General features: G+C 69.9%; 16 protein-coding genes. 3 read left to right on the forward strand and 13 right to left on the reverse strand.

Annotated features, from left to right (window positions below):
- Window positions 1-18: 18 nt before the first annotated feature.
- From rsmI to HDA39_RS21970, 3 genes are read right to left on the reverse strand one after another with little or no spacing between them, the layout of a single operon-like run.
- A complete protein-coding gene (rsmI, locus tag HDA39_RS21960) occupies window positions 19-861 on the reverse strand; it encodes a 16S rRNA (cytidine(1402)-2'-O)-methyltransferase (protein ID WP_184797898.1) in 843 nt (280 codons plus the stop codon).
- Window positions 858-1,277, reverse strand: a complete 420-nt coding sequence (locus HDA39_RS21965; RefSeq protein WP_184797900.1) for a PIN domain-containing protein — start codon at window positions 1,275-1,277, stop codon at window positions 858-860. The genes rsmI and HDA39_RS21965 overlap by 4 nt, the downstream gene beginning before the upstream one ends.
- Window positions 1,274-1,513 carry a hypothetical protein gene (locus HDA39_RS21970; RefSeq protein ID WP_184797901.1) on the reverse strand — a complete coding sequence of 80 codons (240 nt, stop codon included), beginning with the start codon at window positions 1,511-1,513 and terminating at the stop codon, window positions 1,274-1,276. Before HDA39_RS21970 ends, HDA39_RS21965 begins: the two co-directional genes overlap by 4 nt.
- Window positions 1,514-1,743: 230 nt before the next feature.
- Between HDA39_RS21970 and HDA39_RS21975 the strand changes: the two genes are divergently transcribed.
- Window positions 1,744-3,294, forward strand: a complete 1,551-nt coding sequence (locus tag HDA39_RS21975; RefSeq protein ID WP_184806433.1) for a phospholipid carrier-dependent glycosyltransferase — start codon at window positions 1,744-1,746, stop codon at window positions 3,292-3,294.
- 16 nt (window positions 3,295-3,310) lie between these two features.
- Entirely contained in the window at window positions 3,311-4,744 is a 1,434-nt protein-coding gene (locus HDA39_RS21980; protein WP_184797903.1) for an alpha-amylase, read from the forward strand.
- Here the strand turns inward: HDA39_RS21980 and HDA39_RS21985 are convergent, their stop codons facing one another.
- The 10 genes from HDA39_RS21985 to HDA39_RS43345 form a co-directional block, all read right to left on the reverse strand.
- Window positions 4,745-5,401 carry a DUF1707 SHOCT-like domain-containing protein gene (locus HDA39_RS21985; RefSeq protein ID WP_184797905.1) on the reverse strand — a complete coding sequence of 219 codons (657 nt, stop codon included), beginning with the start codon at window positions 5,399-5,401 and terminating at the stop codon, window positions 4,745-4,747.
- A 107-nt stretch (window positions 5,402-5,508) separates the two neighbouring features.
- Complete coding sequence (locus HDA39_RS21990) at window positions 5,509-6,753, reverse strand: MFS transporter (protein ID WP_337925845.1); 1,245 nt, start codon at window positions 6,751-6,753, stop codon at window positions 5,509-5,511.
- Window positions 6,750-7,568, reverse strand: a complete 819-nt coding sequence (locus HDA39_RS21995; RefSeq protein ID WP_184797907.1) for a Rossmann-like domain-containing protein — start codon at window positions 7,566-7,568, stop codon at window positions 6,750-6,752. Before HDA39_RS21995 ends, HDA39_RS21990 begins: the two co-directional genes overlap by 4 nt.
- Window positions 7,568-8,359 carry a phytanoyl-CoA dioxygenase family protein gene (locus HDA39_RS22000; RefSeq protein WP_238356119.1) on the reverse strand — a complete coding sequence of 264 codons (792 nt, stop codon included), beginning with the start codon at window positions 8,357-8,359 and terminating at the stop codon, window positions 7,568-7,570. Before HDA39_RS22000 ends, HDA39_RS21995 begins: the two co-directional genes overlap by 1 nt.
- Before the next feature lie 10 nt (window positions 8,360-8,369).
- Complete coding sequence (locus tag HDA39_RS22005) at window positions 8,370-9,431, reverse strand: pyridoxal-phosphate dependent enzyme (RefSeq protein ID WP_337925846.1); 1,062 nt, start codon at window positions 9,429-9,431, stop codon at window positions 8,370-8,372.
- Window positions 9,428-10,972 (reverse strand): ABC transporter ATP-binding protein, encoded by a 1,545-nt coding sequence (locus tag HDA39_RS22010; protein WP_184797911.1) that lies wholly within the window; start codon window positions 10,970-10,972, stop codon window positions 9,428-9,430. The genes HDA39_RS22005 and HDA39_RS22010 overlap by 4 nt, the downstream gene beginning before the upstream one ends.
- On the reverse strand, window positions 10,969-11,772 hold the full coding sequence (locus HDA39_RS22015) for an ABC transporter permease (protein WP_184797913.1): 804 nt from the start codon (window positions 11,770-11,772) through the stop codon (window positions 10,969-10,971). The genes HDA39_RS22010 and HDA39_RS22015 overlap by 4 nt, the downstream gene beginning before the upstream one ends.
- Entirely contained in the window at window positions 11,769-12,707 is a 939-nt protein-coding gene (locus HDA39_RS22020; protein ID WP_184797915.1) for an ABC transporter permease, read from the reverse strand. Before HDA39_RS22020 ends, HDA39_RS22015 begins: the two co-directional genes overlap by 4 nt.
- Entirely contained in the window at window positions 12,708-14,243 is a 1,536-nt protein-coding gene (locus HDA39_RS22025; protein WP_184797917.1) for an ABC transporter substrate-binding protein, read from the reverse strand.
- 191 nt (window positions 14,244-14,434) lie between these two features.
- Entirely contained in the window at window positions 14,435-15,058 is a 624-nt protein-coding gene (locus tag HDA39_RS43345) for a TetR family transcriptional regulator C-terminal domain-containing protein (protein WP_184797919.1), read from the reverse strand.
- Window positions 15,059-15,113: 55 nt separating this feature from the next.
- On the opposite strand from HDA39_RS43345, the gene HDA39_RS22035 reads away from it, so the two are divergent.
- The gene (locus tag HDA39_RS22035) at window positions 15,114-16,520 is read left to right on the forward strand and encodes a serine hydrolase domain-containing protein (protein WP_184797921.1); all 1,407 of its coding nucleotides are present in this window, start codon (window positions 15,114-15,116) and stop codon (window positions 16,518-16,520) included.
- Window positions 16,521-16,522 lie beyond the last annotated feature (2 nt).

Below are 16,522 nucleotides of genomic sequence, written 5' to 3' on the forward strand. Positions count from 1 at the left end.
GCGCCCGGCCAGCGTGATTTACCGGGGTTCGCGGGCAGCCAGTACGGCGTCGTACACGGTCCGTTTCGGTACGCCGTACCGCTTGGCCACGTCGGAGATCGCCTGCTTGCGCGGTGTACCGGCCTCTTCGTCGGTCGCGACCTCGGCGGCCAGTTCCTCCGGCCCCAGCTGACGCGCCGACGGGTCGACGCCGGCGACCACCACCGTGATCTCCCCGCGCACCCCGTCCGCGGCCCACGCGGCCAGCTCGACGACCGGGCCCCGCTTCACCTCTTCATAGGTCTTCGTCAGCTCCCGGCACACCGCCGTACGCCGGTCCGCCCCGAACGCCTCGGCCATCGCCTCCAGCGACGCGGCCAGCCGGTGCGGCGCCTCGAAGAACACCATCGTCCGCCGCTCCTGCGCCAGCTCCGCGAGAACCTTCCCCCGCTCGCCCGCCTTCCGCGGCAGGAACCCCTCGAAGCTGAACCGGTCCACCGGCAACCCGCTCAACGCCAGCGCCGTCAGCACCGCCGACGGCCCCGGCACCGCGGTGACGTCCACCCCAGCCTCGATCGCCGCCGCCACCAGCCGGTACCCCGGATCCGACACGCTCGGCATCCCCGCGTCGGTCACCACCACGACGGTCTGCCCCTCGACCAGCGCCGCCACCAGCTCCGGCGTCCGCTCCCGCTCGTTCCCCTCGAAGAAACTCGTCACCCGGCCGCCGACCACGATCCCCAGCTCACTGGTCAACCGCCGCAACCGCCGCGTGTCCTCCGCCGCCACCACGTCCGCCGTCGACAGCACCCGAGCCAGCCGAGGCGTCGCGTCCCCCAGATCCCCGATCGGAGTCCCCGCCAAGATCAGTCGCCCAGTCATGGGAGAAGGGTGAACGCCGGAACGTGACTCGGCCTCACCACGCTGAAGTGCCGGCGGTCGAGCGTCGCGATCTCATCCACTCCCAGCTGCTCCGCCAGGGTGATCACAGCAGCGTCCACCATCCCGAGCGGCAGGTCGGCATACTGACCGATCAGGTCAGCGGTGCGTTCCAGTCCGTCGAGCGTTGACGGAACGACGGTGAAGTCGCCCGCCACCAATGAACGTACGAAGGCCGCCTCCGGTTTCGCGCCACCCTGGCGCGCCAGCAGATAGCACACCTCGGTCACCACGAAAGGCGTGATGACGAGCCGTTCTTTGTTCATCCTCAGAGACGCAAACAGCTCAACGCATTGACGGTGGTTCTTGTCCGACGTGATCGCCGCGGCGACCAAAGGGCCGGTGTCGACAACGATCACTGCCGGCCGCGGCCCATCTCCGCGCGGAGGATCTCGTCAGCGCGCTCGGAGATGTCCGTGGCACTGCCCTCGATCGACCCGAACCAGGCTGGTGGCCATGTACCCGAACCCCGCGGATGCTCGTTGCGTGCCTCGGCCTGCAGCTTGAGCAGCCGAAGCTCTGGCAAAAGCTCCGCCGCGGCCCCGTCCGAGAGCGAGTCGATGAGAGCGTGCAGCTCTTCGCGTGGCGTACTCATACGTCGAGTCTAGAAGGTCTGACCGGCGCCGTGGGGATATCCACAGGCAGGAACCCGGACCACCCGGACGGCGGTGTGGGGAGACGGTTGACCGGGGGCTCCGTACGATGGCGGGCGTGACTGCCGTGATCGATGACCAGGGTGCGGGTGCCGTGCCAGCGCGGGAGACGCTCGGACGGGACGCGTTCGGGCGTGAGCTGCCGCCGGTGAAGCAGCGGCTGTACCCGCCGATGCCGCGGGACTTCGAGGGCGGCTGGATCGCGACGCTGGCGATCACGGCGTTCGCGGCGATCCTGCGGTTCTGGAACCTGGGCAACCCGGTGAAGTTCGTCTTCGACGAGACGTACTACGCCAAGGACGCGTACTCGCTGCTCAAGTTCGGGTACGCGCGGCAGTTCATCGACAAGCCGGAGGGGATCGCCGACAAGCAGATCCTGGCCGGCAACCTGGACGTCTTCAAGGACACCCCGAGCCTGACCGTGCACCCCGAGGTCGGCAAGTGGATGATCGCCGCCGGCGAGCACCTGTTCGGGATGAACACGTTCGGCTGGCGGTTCATGCCGGCCCTGTTCGGCACGCTGACCGTGCTGCTGGTGATCCGGACGGTCCGCCGGATGACGCGCTCGACGCTGATCGGCGCGATCGCCGGTCTGCTGCTCGCCGTCGACGGCCTGCACTTCGTGATGTCGCGGGTCGCCCTGCTCGACATCTTCCTGGCGTTCTGGCTGGTCGCGGCGGTCTCCTGCCTGGTCGCCGACCGCGACTGGACCCGCCGGCGGCACGCCGAGTCCCTCGACGACGGCACCGGTCCCGGCGTACGCCGTGCTGTCGGCCGACTGCTGCTGCTCCGCCCGTGGCGGATCGCGGCGGGTGTCTGCTTCGGCCTCGCGCTCGGCACCAAGTGGTCGGCGGTCTGGGTGATCGCGGGCTTCGGCATCCTGGTGTTCGCCTGGGACCTCGGCGCGCGGCGGGCGCTCGGCGTACGGCACGCGTTCTGGCGATCGGCCGTCGTCGACGGCATCCCGGCGTTCCTCAGCATCGTCCTGGTCGCGCTCGTCACCTACACCGCGACGTGGACCGGCTGGCTGCTGCACGACAACGCCTACGACCACGACTACGCCTCGAAGAACCCGGCGACCGGCGTGATGAAGGTCGTGCCCGACGACTTCCGGTCGCTGATCCACTACCACCAGGAAGTGCTCGCCTTCCACACCGGCGACTACATCAAGAACGCCACTCACCCGTACTCCTCGCACCCGGCCGGCTGGATGATCGTCGCCCGCCCGATCGGCTTCGACGCGGTCAACGACATCAAGCCCGGTACCAACGGCTGCGAGGCCAAGGAGGGCACGAACTGCCTGTCGGTGATCTCCGCCGTCGGTACGCCGCTGCTCTGGTGGGGCGGCGCGCTGGCGCTGCTGGCCGCCCTGGTCCTGTGGGTCGCGCAGCGCGACTGGCGCTTCGGCGTACCGATCGTGGGCTACCTGACCTGCTGGGTGCCCTGGTTCTTCTTCGACGACAGACCGATCTTCTTCTTCTACGCCGTGACGATGATCCCGTTCACGGTGATGGCGGTCGCCCTCGTCCTCGGCAAGGTCCTCGGCCCCGCCAAGACCGCCTTCCAGACCGCGACCCCACGACGCCTGATCGGCAGCGCGGTGGTCGGCGCCTTCGTGGTCCTGGTCGTGCTCAACTTCGCCTACATCTGGCCGATCCTCACCGACAAGGTCCTCCCGCACCCCGACTGGCTCAACCGCATGTGGTTCAAGTCCTGGATCTGAGGGAAGAACTGTCGGCATGCGCCGGTTGCCGTTGCTGCTCTGCCTGGTTCTGCTGGGCGCCGTCCTGCCCGGCGCGGCCCCGGCCGTCGCCGCCCCCGCGGGCGATCGCGATGTCGTGGTCCAGCTGTTCCAGTGGAACTGGACGTCGGTCGGCAAGGAGTGCCGCGACTTCCTCGGCCCGCGAGGGTACGGCGGGGTCCAGATCTCCCCACCGCAGGAACACGTAGTCCTCCCGGGCAACGGGTATCCCTGGTGGCAGGACTACCAGCCCGTCAGCTACCGGCTGGACGACACCCGCAGAGGCGACCGCGCCGCCTTCGCCGCGATGGTGTCCGCCTGTCACGCCGCCGGCGTCAAGGTCTACGTGGACGCCGTCGTCAACCACATGACCGGCGGTGGCAGCGGCGGGACGGGCAGCGCCGGGTCGGCGTACTCGCACTACGACTATCCCGGGATCTACCAGACCCAGGACTTCCACCACTGCGGCCGCAACGGCAACGACGACATCGTCAACTACAACGACCGGTACGAGGTGCAGAACTGCGAACTCGTCGACCTGGCCGACCTGGACACCGGCTCGGGCTACGTCCGCGACCGGATCGCCGGGTACCTGAACGACCTGCTCTCGGTCGGCGTCGACGGCTTCCGGCTGGACGCCTCCAAGCACATGCCGGCCGCCGACATCGCCGCGATCAAGAGCCGGCTGAGCAGGCCGGCGTACCTCTACCAAGAGGTCATCCACGGCGCCGGTGAGCCGATCACTCCGGAGGAGTACACCGGCAACGGCGACGTGCTGGAGTTCCGGTACGGCAAGGACCTGGCCAAGATCTTCAACACCGAGCGACTGGCCTACCTGCGGACCTTCGCCTCACCACTCGCGTCGGACCGGGCCGTCGTGTTCACCGACAACCACGACACCCAGCGCGGCTCCGGCGTGCTCACCTTCCGCGACAACGGCCGGTACGCGCTGGCGAACGCCTTCATGCTCGCCTGGACCTACGGCACGCCGAAGGTGATGTCGAGCTACGACTACGCGTCGAACGACCAGGGCCCGCCGGCGACGTCGACCGGCCGGACCACCGACACCACGTGCTTCACCGACCGCTGGCGTTGCGAGCACCGGTGGCAGGTGATCGCGAACCTGGTCGGGTTCCACAACGCCGTCCGCGGTACGACGGTCGGGAACTGGTGGGACAACGGCAACGACACGATCGCCTTCGGCCGTGGCGCCAAGGGGTACCTGATCCTCAACGACGAGACCTCGGCCGTGACCGGACGCTCGTACCAGACCTCGCTGCCGGCCGGCACCTACTGCGACGTCTTCCACGGCGACTTCGCCGGCGGGTCCTGCACCGGACGCACCTACACCGTCGACGCGGGCGGCTGGTTCACGGCCGACGTGGCCGCCCGGGACGGCCTCGCGCTGCACGTCGGCGCGAAGGTCTCCTGATCAGGCGTCCGGGTTCTTCTTGTTCTTCTTCGGCTTGAAGACCTTCGCGCCGACTCCGCCGAACAGCGCCAGGCCCTTGAGTACGACGACCGGCGCGGTCGGGTCGATCTCGCCCTGCCCGCCGGAGACCCCGTAGCCGCCCATGATCCCGAAGCCCTGGTTCCGGATCTCGACACCTTCCGGGACGACGATGTCGATCCCGCCGAAGATCGCGAACGCGTAGACCGTCACCTCACGGCCCTCGAACACCGCGTTCGACATGTCGAGGTCGCACCCGCCGAACATCGCCAGCACGTTGGTCCGCCGCTTCACCCGCCAGCGGCCCTTGCGCTCGCTGCCGCCGAAGATCCCGACCACCAGCTCGAAGCTGTCCTGCGAACCGGTCGGCTCCTCGATCGGCACCCGCCCGCTCGCCGGCACCTGCATCGCCGCGGCCGGCCGGAACGGCTGCCCCGGGATCGCCAGGTCGACGGTGATCGGCTCGAGCTCGCCCAGGGTGCGCGCGCTCAGCGTCTGCTCCAGCCGCTCGGCGTGCTCGTCCTGCGAAAGCCGCCCACTCATCAGCGCGTCCCGCAGCACCTCGACGACCTGGTCGCGATCGGTGTCGGACGCCCGCAGATGCGCGTGCGGGTTCTGGCGCTCGGGCAGATTCTCCATAACCCCGAACGATATCCCGCACTCCGTCCACCCGGGAACGCGAAATTCTTCCTTCCAGGGTCGGCGGGAAGAACCCCAGGGACAGTCAGGGGAAGACCCCGACCGGCTCAGGCGTCGGTAGCCCGCACACGGAAAGCGAAGACAAGTGCGAGCAGGGTGATGACTCCGAAAGCTGCGGCCGTGCCTGGGTATCCGGCGACGCCCAGGCCGAGGCCTCCGATCGCTGCGCCGAGGAACACGCCGAGGGACATGCCGGCGGCGTTGACGCTGAGGGCGGAGCCACGGAGGTCGCCGCTTCGGCGTACGAGGAGGGTGGTGACGCAGGCGGCGACGGTGGCGTGGCTGACGCCCATCAGCGCGGTGAGGACGAGCGTGGTCGGGAGCGTCGGCGAGAAGTAGAAGGCCGTGACGCTGACCAGCGCGACGACCACACCGGCGAGCAGCAGTTTGTCCGGGCCGAGCCACGTCCGGTCGGTCGCGAGGAAGCGGCCGGCGAACAGGTTGCCGAGGAAGAACGACGCACCGCTCAGCGACCAGACCAGCGCGAACCAGCCGGGCTCCAGCGAGAACTTCTCGTCGTAGAAGGCCGCGAGGTACGCCAGGTACCCCATGAAGGCGGCGGTCCGCAGCATCGCGACGGCCAGCAGCGGGACCGCACCGGGGATCCGCGCGAGGGCCCGGTACGTCGCCAGGTAGCTCATCCGGGCCGCGCCGTCGGCGCGCAGCGGCGCCTTGCGCCCCCAGCCCCGCCAGAAGAACGCCGCGGACAGCGCGAGCGAGATGACGGCGGCGGCGATCAGGTTGCCGCGCCAGCCCCACACGATCCCCGGTACGGCGAGCACCGGCGCCGCGAGCATCGCCATCATCGACGTCGTCGCCGACACCAGCGTCGCCGCCCGCCCGGCGGCAGCCGGCGACTTGAACCGGTCCGCCGCGGCCGCGCCGATCGACGGCCCGAGGATCGAGGTCGACGCCCCGATCAGCAGACAGAACGCGGCCAGCGCGAACACGTTGCCCACAGCACCCAACAGCGCGGACAACCCGAGCAGCGCCAGTCCGCCGGCGGCGACCAGCTCACGCGCCAGCCGGTCGATCAGTGGCGCGAGCGCGAACCCGACCACCAGCGCGGCCAGACCACCGAGCCCCCGCAGCCCGCCGATCTCCGCCACGCTGCCGCCCGCCGTGTCGGCGATCGGCACCAGGTACATCCCGAACACGGTGAACGGAATCAGGCTGATCGTCGAGGCCAGCAGGAACGGCCACAGGCGCCGGGCCATCCGGAGATCCCCGGGGACTTCCTCGGGGGTGGTCAGCGAAGGAGAAACAGCTGGGTTGCGGCTGTCGGTGCTCACGTGCGGGACGCTCCGTCCTGGAGGTGGTAGCGGTACAAGCTCGTCGGGCGGGAGCTGAACTGGGAAAAGGGGAACGGCTCGGCGGACACCGCGGTGACCCCGGAGCCGAGGAAGGCGCGCACCACCGCACTTCCGGTCTGAGCATAGACGGCCAGCGGCTTCGCTTGCTCACGGCAACGGTCGACGAGGACGTCGAAACTGCCGTTGCTCAAGGTCATTCCGGTCGCGACGACCGCGTCGGCGGCGTCCAGAACCTCCGTCATGTCGCGGGAAACCGGCAGTCCGGAGGCGGTCTCGCGCAGGTTGAAGTCGCAGGGCAAACAGAGACCACCTCGTGACGTGATCGCGTCCACGAGCGGGTTCACCACGCCGATCAGCGCGACCTTCGCGCCGGGCGCGACGTCGAGCAGCCCGGCGACGGCCGCGTCGCGCGCCCGGGCCCGCACGTCCGGCGTACCGGCCGGCAGGACGATCTCCTCGGCACCGGCGGCCGTGTGGTGCGGCTCGACCGACGCCAGGTAGGCGTCCAGGGCGGCGATCCGCACCGGCAGCGGCGCATCCTCGAGCAACTCCGCCACGGAGAGCCCGGACGCGGAGGCGCAGAACGAAGGATCGAGCTCGCCCTCCTCGAAGGCGCACGCCCCGAAGACCTCACCGACGCGCAGCAGCACGTAGTAGTTCTTGTACGTCACGTCGGCGCCCGGCAGCCGCGTCGTGTTGTGCAACCAGAACGCGCTGATCACCGGCACGGTCGACGGCACGGGCCCCCGTTCCCCGGCGAGAACAGAAGAGGTCAGAGCGGCGACAGAGGTCATCAAGGCAGTGAGGCCAGCCTTTCGGCGTCGTAGGTCAGGGCGGACAACTCAGGACGGCCGGCGGGCTGGAAGCAGAACAGCAGCGACCGGCGATCGGTCGCCGTCCGGTTGGGCGCCGAGCGGTGCACCATCAGCCCCGGGAACATCAGCACCGACCCGGCCGGCGCCTCGATCGTCACCGCCGCGGACTCGTCGACGGCCGCCGGATCGACGTACAGCCCGGTCGGGTCCCGCGGATCGCGCCGCGCCGGACCACCCAGGTGACTCCCCGGGACGAGCGTCATCGCGCCGTTCGCGACCGTGTTGTCGTCGAGCATCACGATCGCCGTCGCGATCTCGTACGCCGAAGAGCCGGCGCAGCCGTACCAGTACGGAAAGTCCTGGTGCCACGCGAACTCCGACCCGACCCCGGCCCGCTTGAAGTTGAGCTTGGCCACGAACGGCCCGAGCGACGACGCCCCGAGCGACCGGGCCATTGGGGTGGGCAAGGAACTCAGCAGGGCCGCCATCGGCCGAGTCAACCGCGGATCGGTCCACAGCGCGTCGATCACCGGCGACATCCCGGACACCGGCGACAGCGAGCGGACCGCCTTGCCCGGCGCGTCCGGCTCCCAGTGGATCGTCGTCCCGTCGATCTCCTCCAGCCGGTGCCCGTCCGGCCAGACCGTCAGCTGGGTCTGCCCGGCCTCCGCCGCGGAGACGACCGCGGCGTGCACCTGCTCGACCGCGTCCCGCAGGCGGTCGAGCTCCATTGCCGTGAACAACCGCGGCAGCAGCACATACCCCGACATGCTCATCAGGCTAATGCGACGGAGTCGCAGAGGGAAACTGCTCGCGCCGTACCAGTGCCGATTCCCGGCGGTCCCAGGACATCGCCGACCACGGTACGGCGAGCTGCTCGAGCGAGTCGATCTCCCGCGGCCGCATGCTGTTCATCGGCCGCGCCTCGGCATGCCGGGAAAAAGCGGAGTCGACGTACCGGGTCCCGGTGTCGGCGGCCAGGAAGACGTGCTGCCGGCTGCTGTCGCACTGGTGTTCCCACACTGCGGACAGGTACGCCGCGCCCGCGGACAGCCCGGCGAACACCCCGGACGTCCGCAGCAGGTCGACCGCCGCCGACATCGCGTAGTCGAACGAGACCCAGTGCAGCCGGTCGTACAGCTCGTGCCGGACGTTGCGGAACTCGATCGAGCTGCCGATCCCGGCGATGATCATCTCCGGGTCCTGGGTGTGCCCGGCGCCGAACGTGATACTGCCGAACGGCTGGACGCCGACCAGGTTCACGTCCCGCCCGCGGTCGCGCAGGTACGCCGCGATCGCGCCGGTCGACGCGCCGGTCCCGACCCCGCCGACCAGGCACAGCGGCCCCGCCGGGGCGACCTGGTCGACCAGGTCGGCCACCGCGCCGTACCCGAGGTAGTGGATGTCGTCGTGGTACTGCTGCATCCAGTGGTACGACGGGTTGTCGCGCAGGATCTCGGCGATCCGGCGGACCCGCAGGTTCTGGTCGAGCTGCAGGTTGTTCGACGACGGCACCTGCTCGACGGTGGCACCGAGGATCTCCAGCTGGACCCTCAGCGTCTTGTCGACCGTGGTCGAGCCGACGATGTGGCACTTCATCCCGTACCGGTGGCAGGCCAGCGCGAGCGCGTGCGCGTAGATCCCGCTCGAGCTGTCGATCAGCGTGTCACCGGTCCGGACCGCGCCGGTCTCCAGCAGATGCCGTACGGCGCCGAGCGCGGAGTACACCTTCATCGTCTCGAACCGCAGGCAGATCAGGTCGTCACCGACGCGAATCGGGTCCGGGTCCTTGATCGCCTCCGCGAGATGGTCGTGCAGCCGGGCTGTGCCAGGGATCGTCACTGCGGGGTGCTCCTCGTGTCAGTACTCAGGGATGGCACGGGCGGAGGCGGATCTTGTCCGACCCGGGCGGCCCTCACCAGCCGCCGGGTCACCTCAGTGGACGGGTGGGTCATCACGGTCGCCGGGGGTCCTTGCTCGGCGACCCGGCCGGCGTCGATCACCAGGACGTCGTCGGCGACGGCCGCGACCAGGCCGAGATCATGGCTGATCCAGACCAGCGCGGTGCCCTGCTGCTTCAGCTCCTGCAGCAGTTCGACGACCAGTCCGGTGCCGTGCTCGTCGAGCGCGGTGGTGATCTCGTCGCAGATCAGTACGTCGGGCTTGGCCAGCAGTGCCCTGGCCAGCGCGGCCCGCTGCAGCTCACCGCCGGACAGCCGGCTCGGCGGCCGCCCGGCAACCATCGCCGACACGCCAAGTCGAGCCAGTACGGCGACCGCCTCGTCCCTGGCCTCCAGGGGCCGGAAGCCCCTGAGCCGCTGCGCAGTCCGCGCGACCTGGTCGACCACCGGCCGCCGTTCGTCGAACGACCCGCGGACCTCCTGCCACACGTACTGGACCCGCCGGTTCTGCTCGGCCGTCCGCTTCCGCAGTACCGGGAGTACGTCGCCGTCGAGCGTGATCTCCCCGTCGTACCGCTCGTGCAGCCCGGCCAGGCACCGCGCGAGCGTCGTCTTGCCGCTCCCGGACCGCCCGACCACGCCGAGACAGGCTCCGGGCAGCACGCTGAGGTCGACCTCTCGCAGGATCGGTTCCCGTCCGCGCACCCGCGCGGACAGTCTTGTTGCCTGGAGCAACGGCTCGCTGCCGTGATCGGTTCCCTTGACGACGGGCAGTTCCGGCCCGTCCGGCAGGACCTCGGATCCGCCGGACGCGACCACCTGCCCGGCATCGAGGACGACGACGTGATGCGCCAGCGCCCGCACCAGATCGAGGTCGTGACTGAGCAGCAAGATCCCCAGCCCCTCGCCCGCCAGCTCCCGCAGCTCTCCCACGAGCTGCAACCGCGTGATCGAGTCCAGCCCCGTACTCGGTTCGTCCAGCACGAGCACCCGCGGCCGGCACGTCAACGCCTGCGCCAGCGCGATCCGCTGCCGCTGCCCGCCCGAGAACTGGTGCGGGAACCGTCGCAGGGTCTTCCGGTCCTGCGGCAACTGCGCCGCCCGCAAAGCCTCCGGTACGACGTCCTGCCCGGGATGATGCAGTTTCTCCAGCTCCCGAAGCCCCGCCCCGATCCGCCGCGCGGGATTCAACGCGCTGCCCGGGTGCTGCGGCATGTAGGCCACCACCCGCCCACGGACCTCCGCGGCCGTCGGGCCGTTGTCGTCGACAACGATCTCTCCGGCGACCTCGACCAGCCCCCGCAGATCGACACGATCCCCGTGCTCCCCGAGGAGAGCCAACGCCGAGGTCGTCTTCCCTGATCCCGAGGCACCGACCAGAGCAGTCACTTGCCCGGCCCACACCTCGAAGCTCACCTGATCGACGAGGATGGATCGGCCTGCTCGCGCCGACAGGTCACGGACTCGCACCAGTGCTGTCATCGGCTGACCTCTGCCATCCGGCGCGTGCGGTGCACCAAGCGGTCGGCCAGCAGGTTGAACCCCAGCGTGAACGCCACCAGCAGCAACGCGGGAGCCAGCACGGCCCACGGCTGCAACAGCAACCCTTCGCGATTGCGACTCACACTCACCGCCCAGTCCGGCGCGGTCGGGCTCAGCCCCAGTCCCAGGAAGTTGACCGACGCGACCAGGAAGACGGCCAGCGTGATCCGGGTGCCGATGTCGGCGGCGACCGGTCCGAGGACGGCGCGGCCGACGTACCCGAGGTGGATGCCGAACCAGCTTTCGCGTTGCATCCGCAGGGCTTCCACCACCGGGCTGCTGGCGGCGTCGAGGGCGGCGGCTCTGACCAGGCGGGCGACCGTCGGCACGTTGACCGCGGCGACCGCGAGCGTGATCGCGAGGGCGGAAGCGCGCCACCCGACCGCGACGACGCTGATCACCAGCAGGGACGGCAGCGGGAGCAGCACGTCCAGCGGCCGGATCAACAGCTCGTCGAGCCAGCGGTGCCGCGTCGAGGCGGCAACCAGCCCGATCAGACCGCCGACGAGGTAGGCGATCGCGACCGCGCCGAGCGCCATCCCGAGCGCCGTCCGTCCACCGTCGAGCAGCAGCGCGAGTACGTCGCGACCGAGCCCGTCGGTGCCGAGGGGATGCCCGGCGCCACGCTCGTACGGCAGGCCCGGAGCAGGGTCGAGAGGGACCAACGGCCCGAACGCCGCCACCAGCAGGGGGATCAGTACGAGCAGCAGCGACACGGCGACCGGCGTACGGGCTCTCATCGCAGCAACTCCGACCGCGGGACCAGCCGGTTGCAGACCAGGTCAGCCCCCAGGTTGATCAGCAGCGCGGCCACAGCAAGGACGAGCGTCAATCCCTGCACCACCGGTAGATCACGCGTCTCGACACCATCGACCAACGCCGTCGCGAACCCCGGGATCGCGAAGATCGCCTCGACCACCAGCACGCCGCCGAGCAGCGTGTCCCCGGTCCGCGCCAGCTCCTGCACGCCCGGCACCGCCGCGTTCGGCAGGACATGCCGCAGCAGCAACCGCCGCCGAGGCACCCCGAGCCGCCGAGCCTGTACGACGTAGTCGGCGTGCAGCGCGTTGATCGTCCCCGCCCGCACCTGCCGCGACAGCAGGCACACCGTCCGCCCGAGCAGTACGCCGACCGGCAGCACCAGCAGCACCGGACTCGCGAGGAGATCACCGCCGACCCACGTCGCCGGCAGCCACCCGAGCTTCAGCGAGAACACCGCCACCAGCACCACCGCGATCACGAAGTCCGGAATCGCGCTCAACGCCAGCGTGATCGACGTGACGGTTCGGTCCAGCCGCCCGTTCTCGCGCGTCCCCATCAAGATGCCCAAGGCAACAGCCACCGGTACGACGACCGCCAGCGTCGCCACCGTGAGCACCAGCGTCGCGCCCACCGACGCCTTCACGATGTCCAGCACCGGCCCACCGCTGATCAGCGACGTCCCGAGATCTCCGCTCAGCACGTTCCCGACCCAGTGGCCGAACCGCTCGATCGCCGGCTGGTCCAGCCCGAGCTGCGCCCGCAGCGAGGCGACCTGCTCCGGCGTCAGCGTCTCGGTGAACCGCATGTCCGCCGCATCACCTGGTAGCAGCGAGGTCAGCACGAACACCAGCACCGACAAGACGGCGAGCTGGAGCACCGCGAGGGCAGCCCGTTGGGCCGCGTAGGCCCGCATTCAGGCCAGCCACACCTTGTCGAACCGGCCCTGGTCCAGGGTGTTCGGCGGAACCGCCTCGACCCCCTGCACCTTGGACGACACGGCGATCAGGTAGTCGGGGTGTCCCCAGGCGAGGATGCCGCCCTCGTCGCGCACCGTCTTCTGCAGCTCGCCGTACTTGGCCGCCCGCGCGGCCTCGTCGGTCAGCACCTGGGCCGACGCGAACGCGGCGTCGAAGGCCGGCCGCCGCCAGTGCGTCGCGTTGAACGGCGACTTCGACAGCAGCCGGTCGGTGATGTACTGCGGGATCGGCATCGCGCCGGACCGGTGGCTGCCGATCGCGCCCTTGGTCAGCAGGTCCTTCTGGTACGTCTGCGAGCTGCCCGTCGTCACCTTCAGCTTCACCCCGGCCTCACCGGCCTGCTCGGCCAGCAGGGTCGCGGCCTCGACGAACCCGGCCGAAGCGTCGGCGGTGAAGATCTCGATCTCCTTGTTCACCAGGCCGGCCTTCTTCAGCAGCGCCTTGGCCTCGTCGAGGTTGCGCTCGCGCTGCGGCAGTCCGTCCGGGTAGTACTGGTAGCCCTTGCCGAACAGGTCGTTCCCGACCACGCCGCGCCCGGCCAGGACGACGTCCACGAGGCGCTGCCGGTCGACGAGCAGCTTGAACGCCATCCGGACGTCGGGGTTGTCGAACGGTGCCTGGTCGGTCTTCATCACGAACGACTGCATCGTGCTGCCCTTGGCCGCCACGATCTTCACCGTCCGGCCGGCCTCGGCGGTCCGCGCGAAGGTCGCGGTCATGTCGTTCGCGTACTCGGCCTGGCCGCCCTGCACCGCGTTGGCCCGCGCCTCCGCCTCGGCGGACAGCAGGTGCAGCTCCTCGATCCGGGCCGCGCCGTCCCAGTAGTCGGCGTACCGCTTGGCGACCATGGACCGGCCGGCCTCGAAGGAGACGAAAGTGAAGGCGCCCGTGCCGATCGGCTTGGTCGGGTCCTTGAACCCGTCCGGCACGATCTGCGTCCCGATCCCGGCCAGCAGCGCGGGGAACTCGGCGTTCGGTGCGGTCAGCGTCAGTTCGACCGTGCGCTTGTCGACCGCGCGGCACCGCTTGAGGTCCAGGGACGCCAGCGACGACTGGGCGACCCGGTCCGGCGCGGACGGGTCCGCCATCCGGGCCAGGCTGTAGAGCACGTCGTCGGTGGTCAGCGACTTGCCGTTGTGCCAGGTGACATCCCGCAGCGTGAAGCGCCAGGTCGCGGCCTGCGCGTCCGGCTCCCACTTCTCCGCCAGCCGCGGCACCGGCTTGAGGTCCGGCCCGAGCTCGACCAGCTTCTCGTAGAGCGCCTTGTGCCGCGCGATGTCGACGAACAGGCTCTGCACGTGCGGGTCGAGCACCTCCTTGGCGCCGCCGCCGGCGAACACCGCCCGCAGCCGGCCACCCTGCTGCGGCTGCGCGGCCGGCTGGTCGCCGCCGCTCCCGCAGCCGGCGATCGCGGCCAGTCCCAGTCCCCCGGCCAGGCCCAGGAACCCACGTCTGTTCAGCGCTTCGGACATCAGTTTTCCTTCACGGTGCGATGGGTCCCGGCGAGTTCCCCCGCCGGCGTCGATCCTGCCGTTAATGAAAATCGTTGTCAAATTCAGGCGCATCTGAACGAATCTCATTCTTGACGGCCCGTCGGCCCCTCGCTGCCCGTGACGGCGTGTCACCGCCAACTACCTCCGAGTACTGGCAGTGACTTCCAGACTCAGCGGTCGAAGTGCCGGCAGCGACCGGTGAAGACCAGGTCCAGAACAGGCCGCAGTACGGCGTCCGCCGGCGTCGACGCCGGGCGAGCGAGGGCGACCGCGGCGGCCAGCCCGTCGGCGGTCGCGAGGATCATCATGGCGGACCGGCCCGCGTCGACGGCCGCCTCGACCTCACCACACTCCTTGCCGTTCTCGACCGCGGTCGCGACCCGTTCGTGCAACGCGGCCGCGGCCTGCTGGACGACCTGAGCCAGCCCGTCGTCATTGAGCGCCTCGGACCGCAGGCTCTGCTGCACGCGGTACTCGACCGTCCGCTGCTCGTCGAGCGGGAGCAGCTCGGCCAGACCGTCCAGCACCATCGAGGAGATCGGCCGGCCGGCCGCCTCACCCGCCTGGATCCGCGCCTCGACCCGGTCGAAGATCGACCGCAGCCCCTCCTGGTACGCGAACAGCAGCAACTCGTCGCGGTTCGCGAAGTAGTGCTGGATCAGCCCGACCGACACTCCCGCCTCGGCGGCCACCCGCGCGAACGACGTACGCCGCAACCCTTCGTCGGCGACCAGCTTCTGGAACGCGGCAGCGATGGCCAGACGACGTTCGGCATGGTCCGCGACACGAGGCACAGTGCAGACAATACAGCCATATGGTTACGATAAAAATATGCACATATTGCTATCGTTGACCTCACTACTGATCCTCCTGAGCCCGGACGAGCACGTGCGGGAGCGCATGGCGGCGACCCAGGCGCCCGGCGTCGCGTACGCCGTCGTGAGCGCCCGCGACGTCGTGCACACCGGCACCTTCGGCACCGACGGCGACGGAAAGCCGGTGACCGCATCCACCCCGTTCCTCTGGGGCTCGGTCTCGAAGCCGGTCACCGCGACGCTGGCGATGACCCTGGCGAAGTCCGGCGAACTCCGGCTCGACGCCCCGGTCGTCAGCTACCTGCCGGCCTTCCGGCTGAAGGAACCAGGCGCCGAGCGGATCACCGTACGGCAACTGCTCAACCAGACCAGCGGAATCCCCACCTCACTGACCCTGACCGACCAGTTCGATCCCGGACGTCGACCGCTGGCGACCATTCCCGACTTCGCCACGATCAGCGCGGTCAGCGAGCCGGGCGCCGAGCACCACTACTCGAGCCTCAACTACCTGGCGCTCTCGGCGGTGATCGAGCAGGTCACCGGCAAACCGTTCGCCGACGTACTGCGGACGCGGTTGCTCGAGCCGCTCGGCATGAAGGGCGCGATCACCGCACCGAGCGATCGCCTGCCGCCCGGACACCGGTACGTCTTCGGGCAGCCGGTCGCCATGGATTCGCCGTACGACGCGGCCGGCGTCGGCTACGGCTACCTGGGCGGCACTCTGCAGGACGCGATCGCCTTCGCCCAGGCCCAGCTCGGCGCGGCCCCGAAGGTGCTGGATTCGGACCTGCTGACCGAACTGCACCGTGGCGAGACCCCTGCGGGCGAAGGGCTTGAGTACGGGCTCGGCTGGCGGCGCTGGCCGCTGAAGAACTTCGGTGTCGACTCGGACCAGCCGGTGGTGTGGCACGGCGGCGCGGTGGCCGGCTACCAGGCCGCGATCATGCTGCTGCCGTCGCAGGACCGGGCGGTCGTCGTACTGCAGAATGCGTACGGGACGTTCCAGGAGCCGCAGCTTCTGGACACGGCGTTCGGACTCACAACCTTGCTGGCAGGCGGCGAACCGACGCCCAGCAAGGCGAGCATCAGCTATCCCGCGGCACTCGCCGGGTTCGTCGCGCTCGCCTTGCTGCTCGTCGTACTGCTTGCCTTCAGCATCCAACGGGCGATCCACCCCCGCCGGCCCAGGAGACTGTGGCGCCTCGCCCTGTCGCTGCTCCTGCTCGGAGGGCTGGCCACGATCCTCGCCTGGTTCCTGCCGCGAGCCTTGGGTCTCGAGCTCGATCAACTCGTGCTCTGGGCACCGGATCTGGCCTGGCTGGTGAACACGATCCTGGGCCTGATCGTCCTGCTCGCCGCGGCCCAGGTCGTGCTCACCGCCCGTCAGCGGCAGGTCAGGCCGCGGACGACTGACGCAGGTGCTCGGCTGACGGGACAGTGACG

The organism is Kribbella italica (genome assembly GCF_014205135.1).
Classification (GTDB): domain Bacteria; phylum Actinomycetota; class Actinomycetes; order Propionibacteriales; family Kribbellaceae; genus Kribbella; species Kribbella italica.

Bases quoted from the DNA above. Each gene is read 5' to 3' on its own strand.
- rsmI (WP_184797898.1), bottom strand. From the start codon at position 861: ATGACTGGGCGACTGATCTTGGCGGGGACTCCGATCGGGGATCTGGGG.
- HDA39_RS21970 (WP_184797901.1), bottom strand. From the start codon at position 1,513: ATGAGTACGCCACGCGAAGAGCTGCACGCTCTCATCGACTCGCTCTCG.
- HDA39_RS21975 (WP_184806433.1), top strand. From the start codon at position 1,744: ATGCCGCGGGACTTCGAGGGCGGCTGGATCGCGACGCTGGCGATCACG.
- HDA39_RS21980 (WP_184797903.1), top strand. From the start codon at position 3,311: ATGCGCCGGTTGCCGTTGCTGCTCTGCCTGGTTCTGCTGGGCGCCGTC.
- HDA39_RS21985 (WP_184797905.1), bottom strand. From the start codon at position 5,401: ATGGAGAATCTGCCCGAGCGCCAGAACCCGCACGCGCATCTGCGGGCG.
- HDA39_RS21995 (WP_184797907.1), bottom strand. From the start codon at position 7,568: ATGACCTCTGTCGCCGCTCTGACCTCTTCTGTTCTCGCCGGGGAACGG.
- HDA39_RS22000 (WP_238356119.1), bottom strand. From the start codon at position 8,359: ATGTCGGGGTATGTGCTGCTGCCGCGGTTGTTCACGGCAATGGAGCTC.
- HDA39_RS22010 (WP_184797911.1), bottom strand. From the start codon at position 10,972: ATGACAGCACTGGTGCGAGTCCGTGACCTGTCGGCGCGAGCAGGCCGA.
- HDA39_RS22015 (WP_184797913.1), bottom strand. From the start codon at position 11,772: ATGAGAGCCCGTACGCCGGTCGCCGTGTCGCTGCTGCTCGTACTGATC.
- HDA39_RS22020 (WP_184797915.1), bottom strand. From the start codon at position 12,707: ATGCGGGCCTACGCGGCCCAACGGGCTGCCCTCGCGGTGCTCCAGCTC.
- HDA39_RS22025 (WP_184797917.1), bottom strand. From the start codon at position 14,243: ATGTCCGAAGCGCTGAACAGACGTGGGTTCCTGGGCCTGGCCGGGGGA.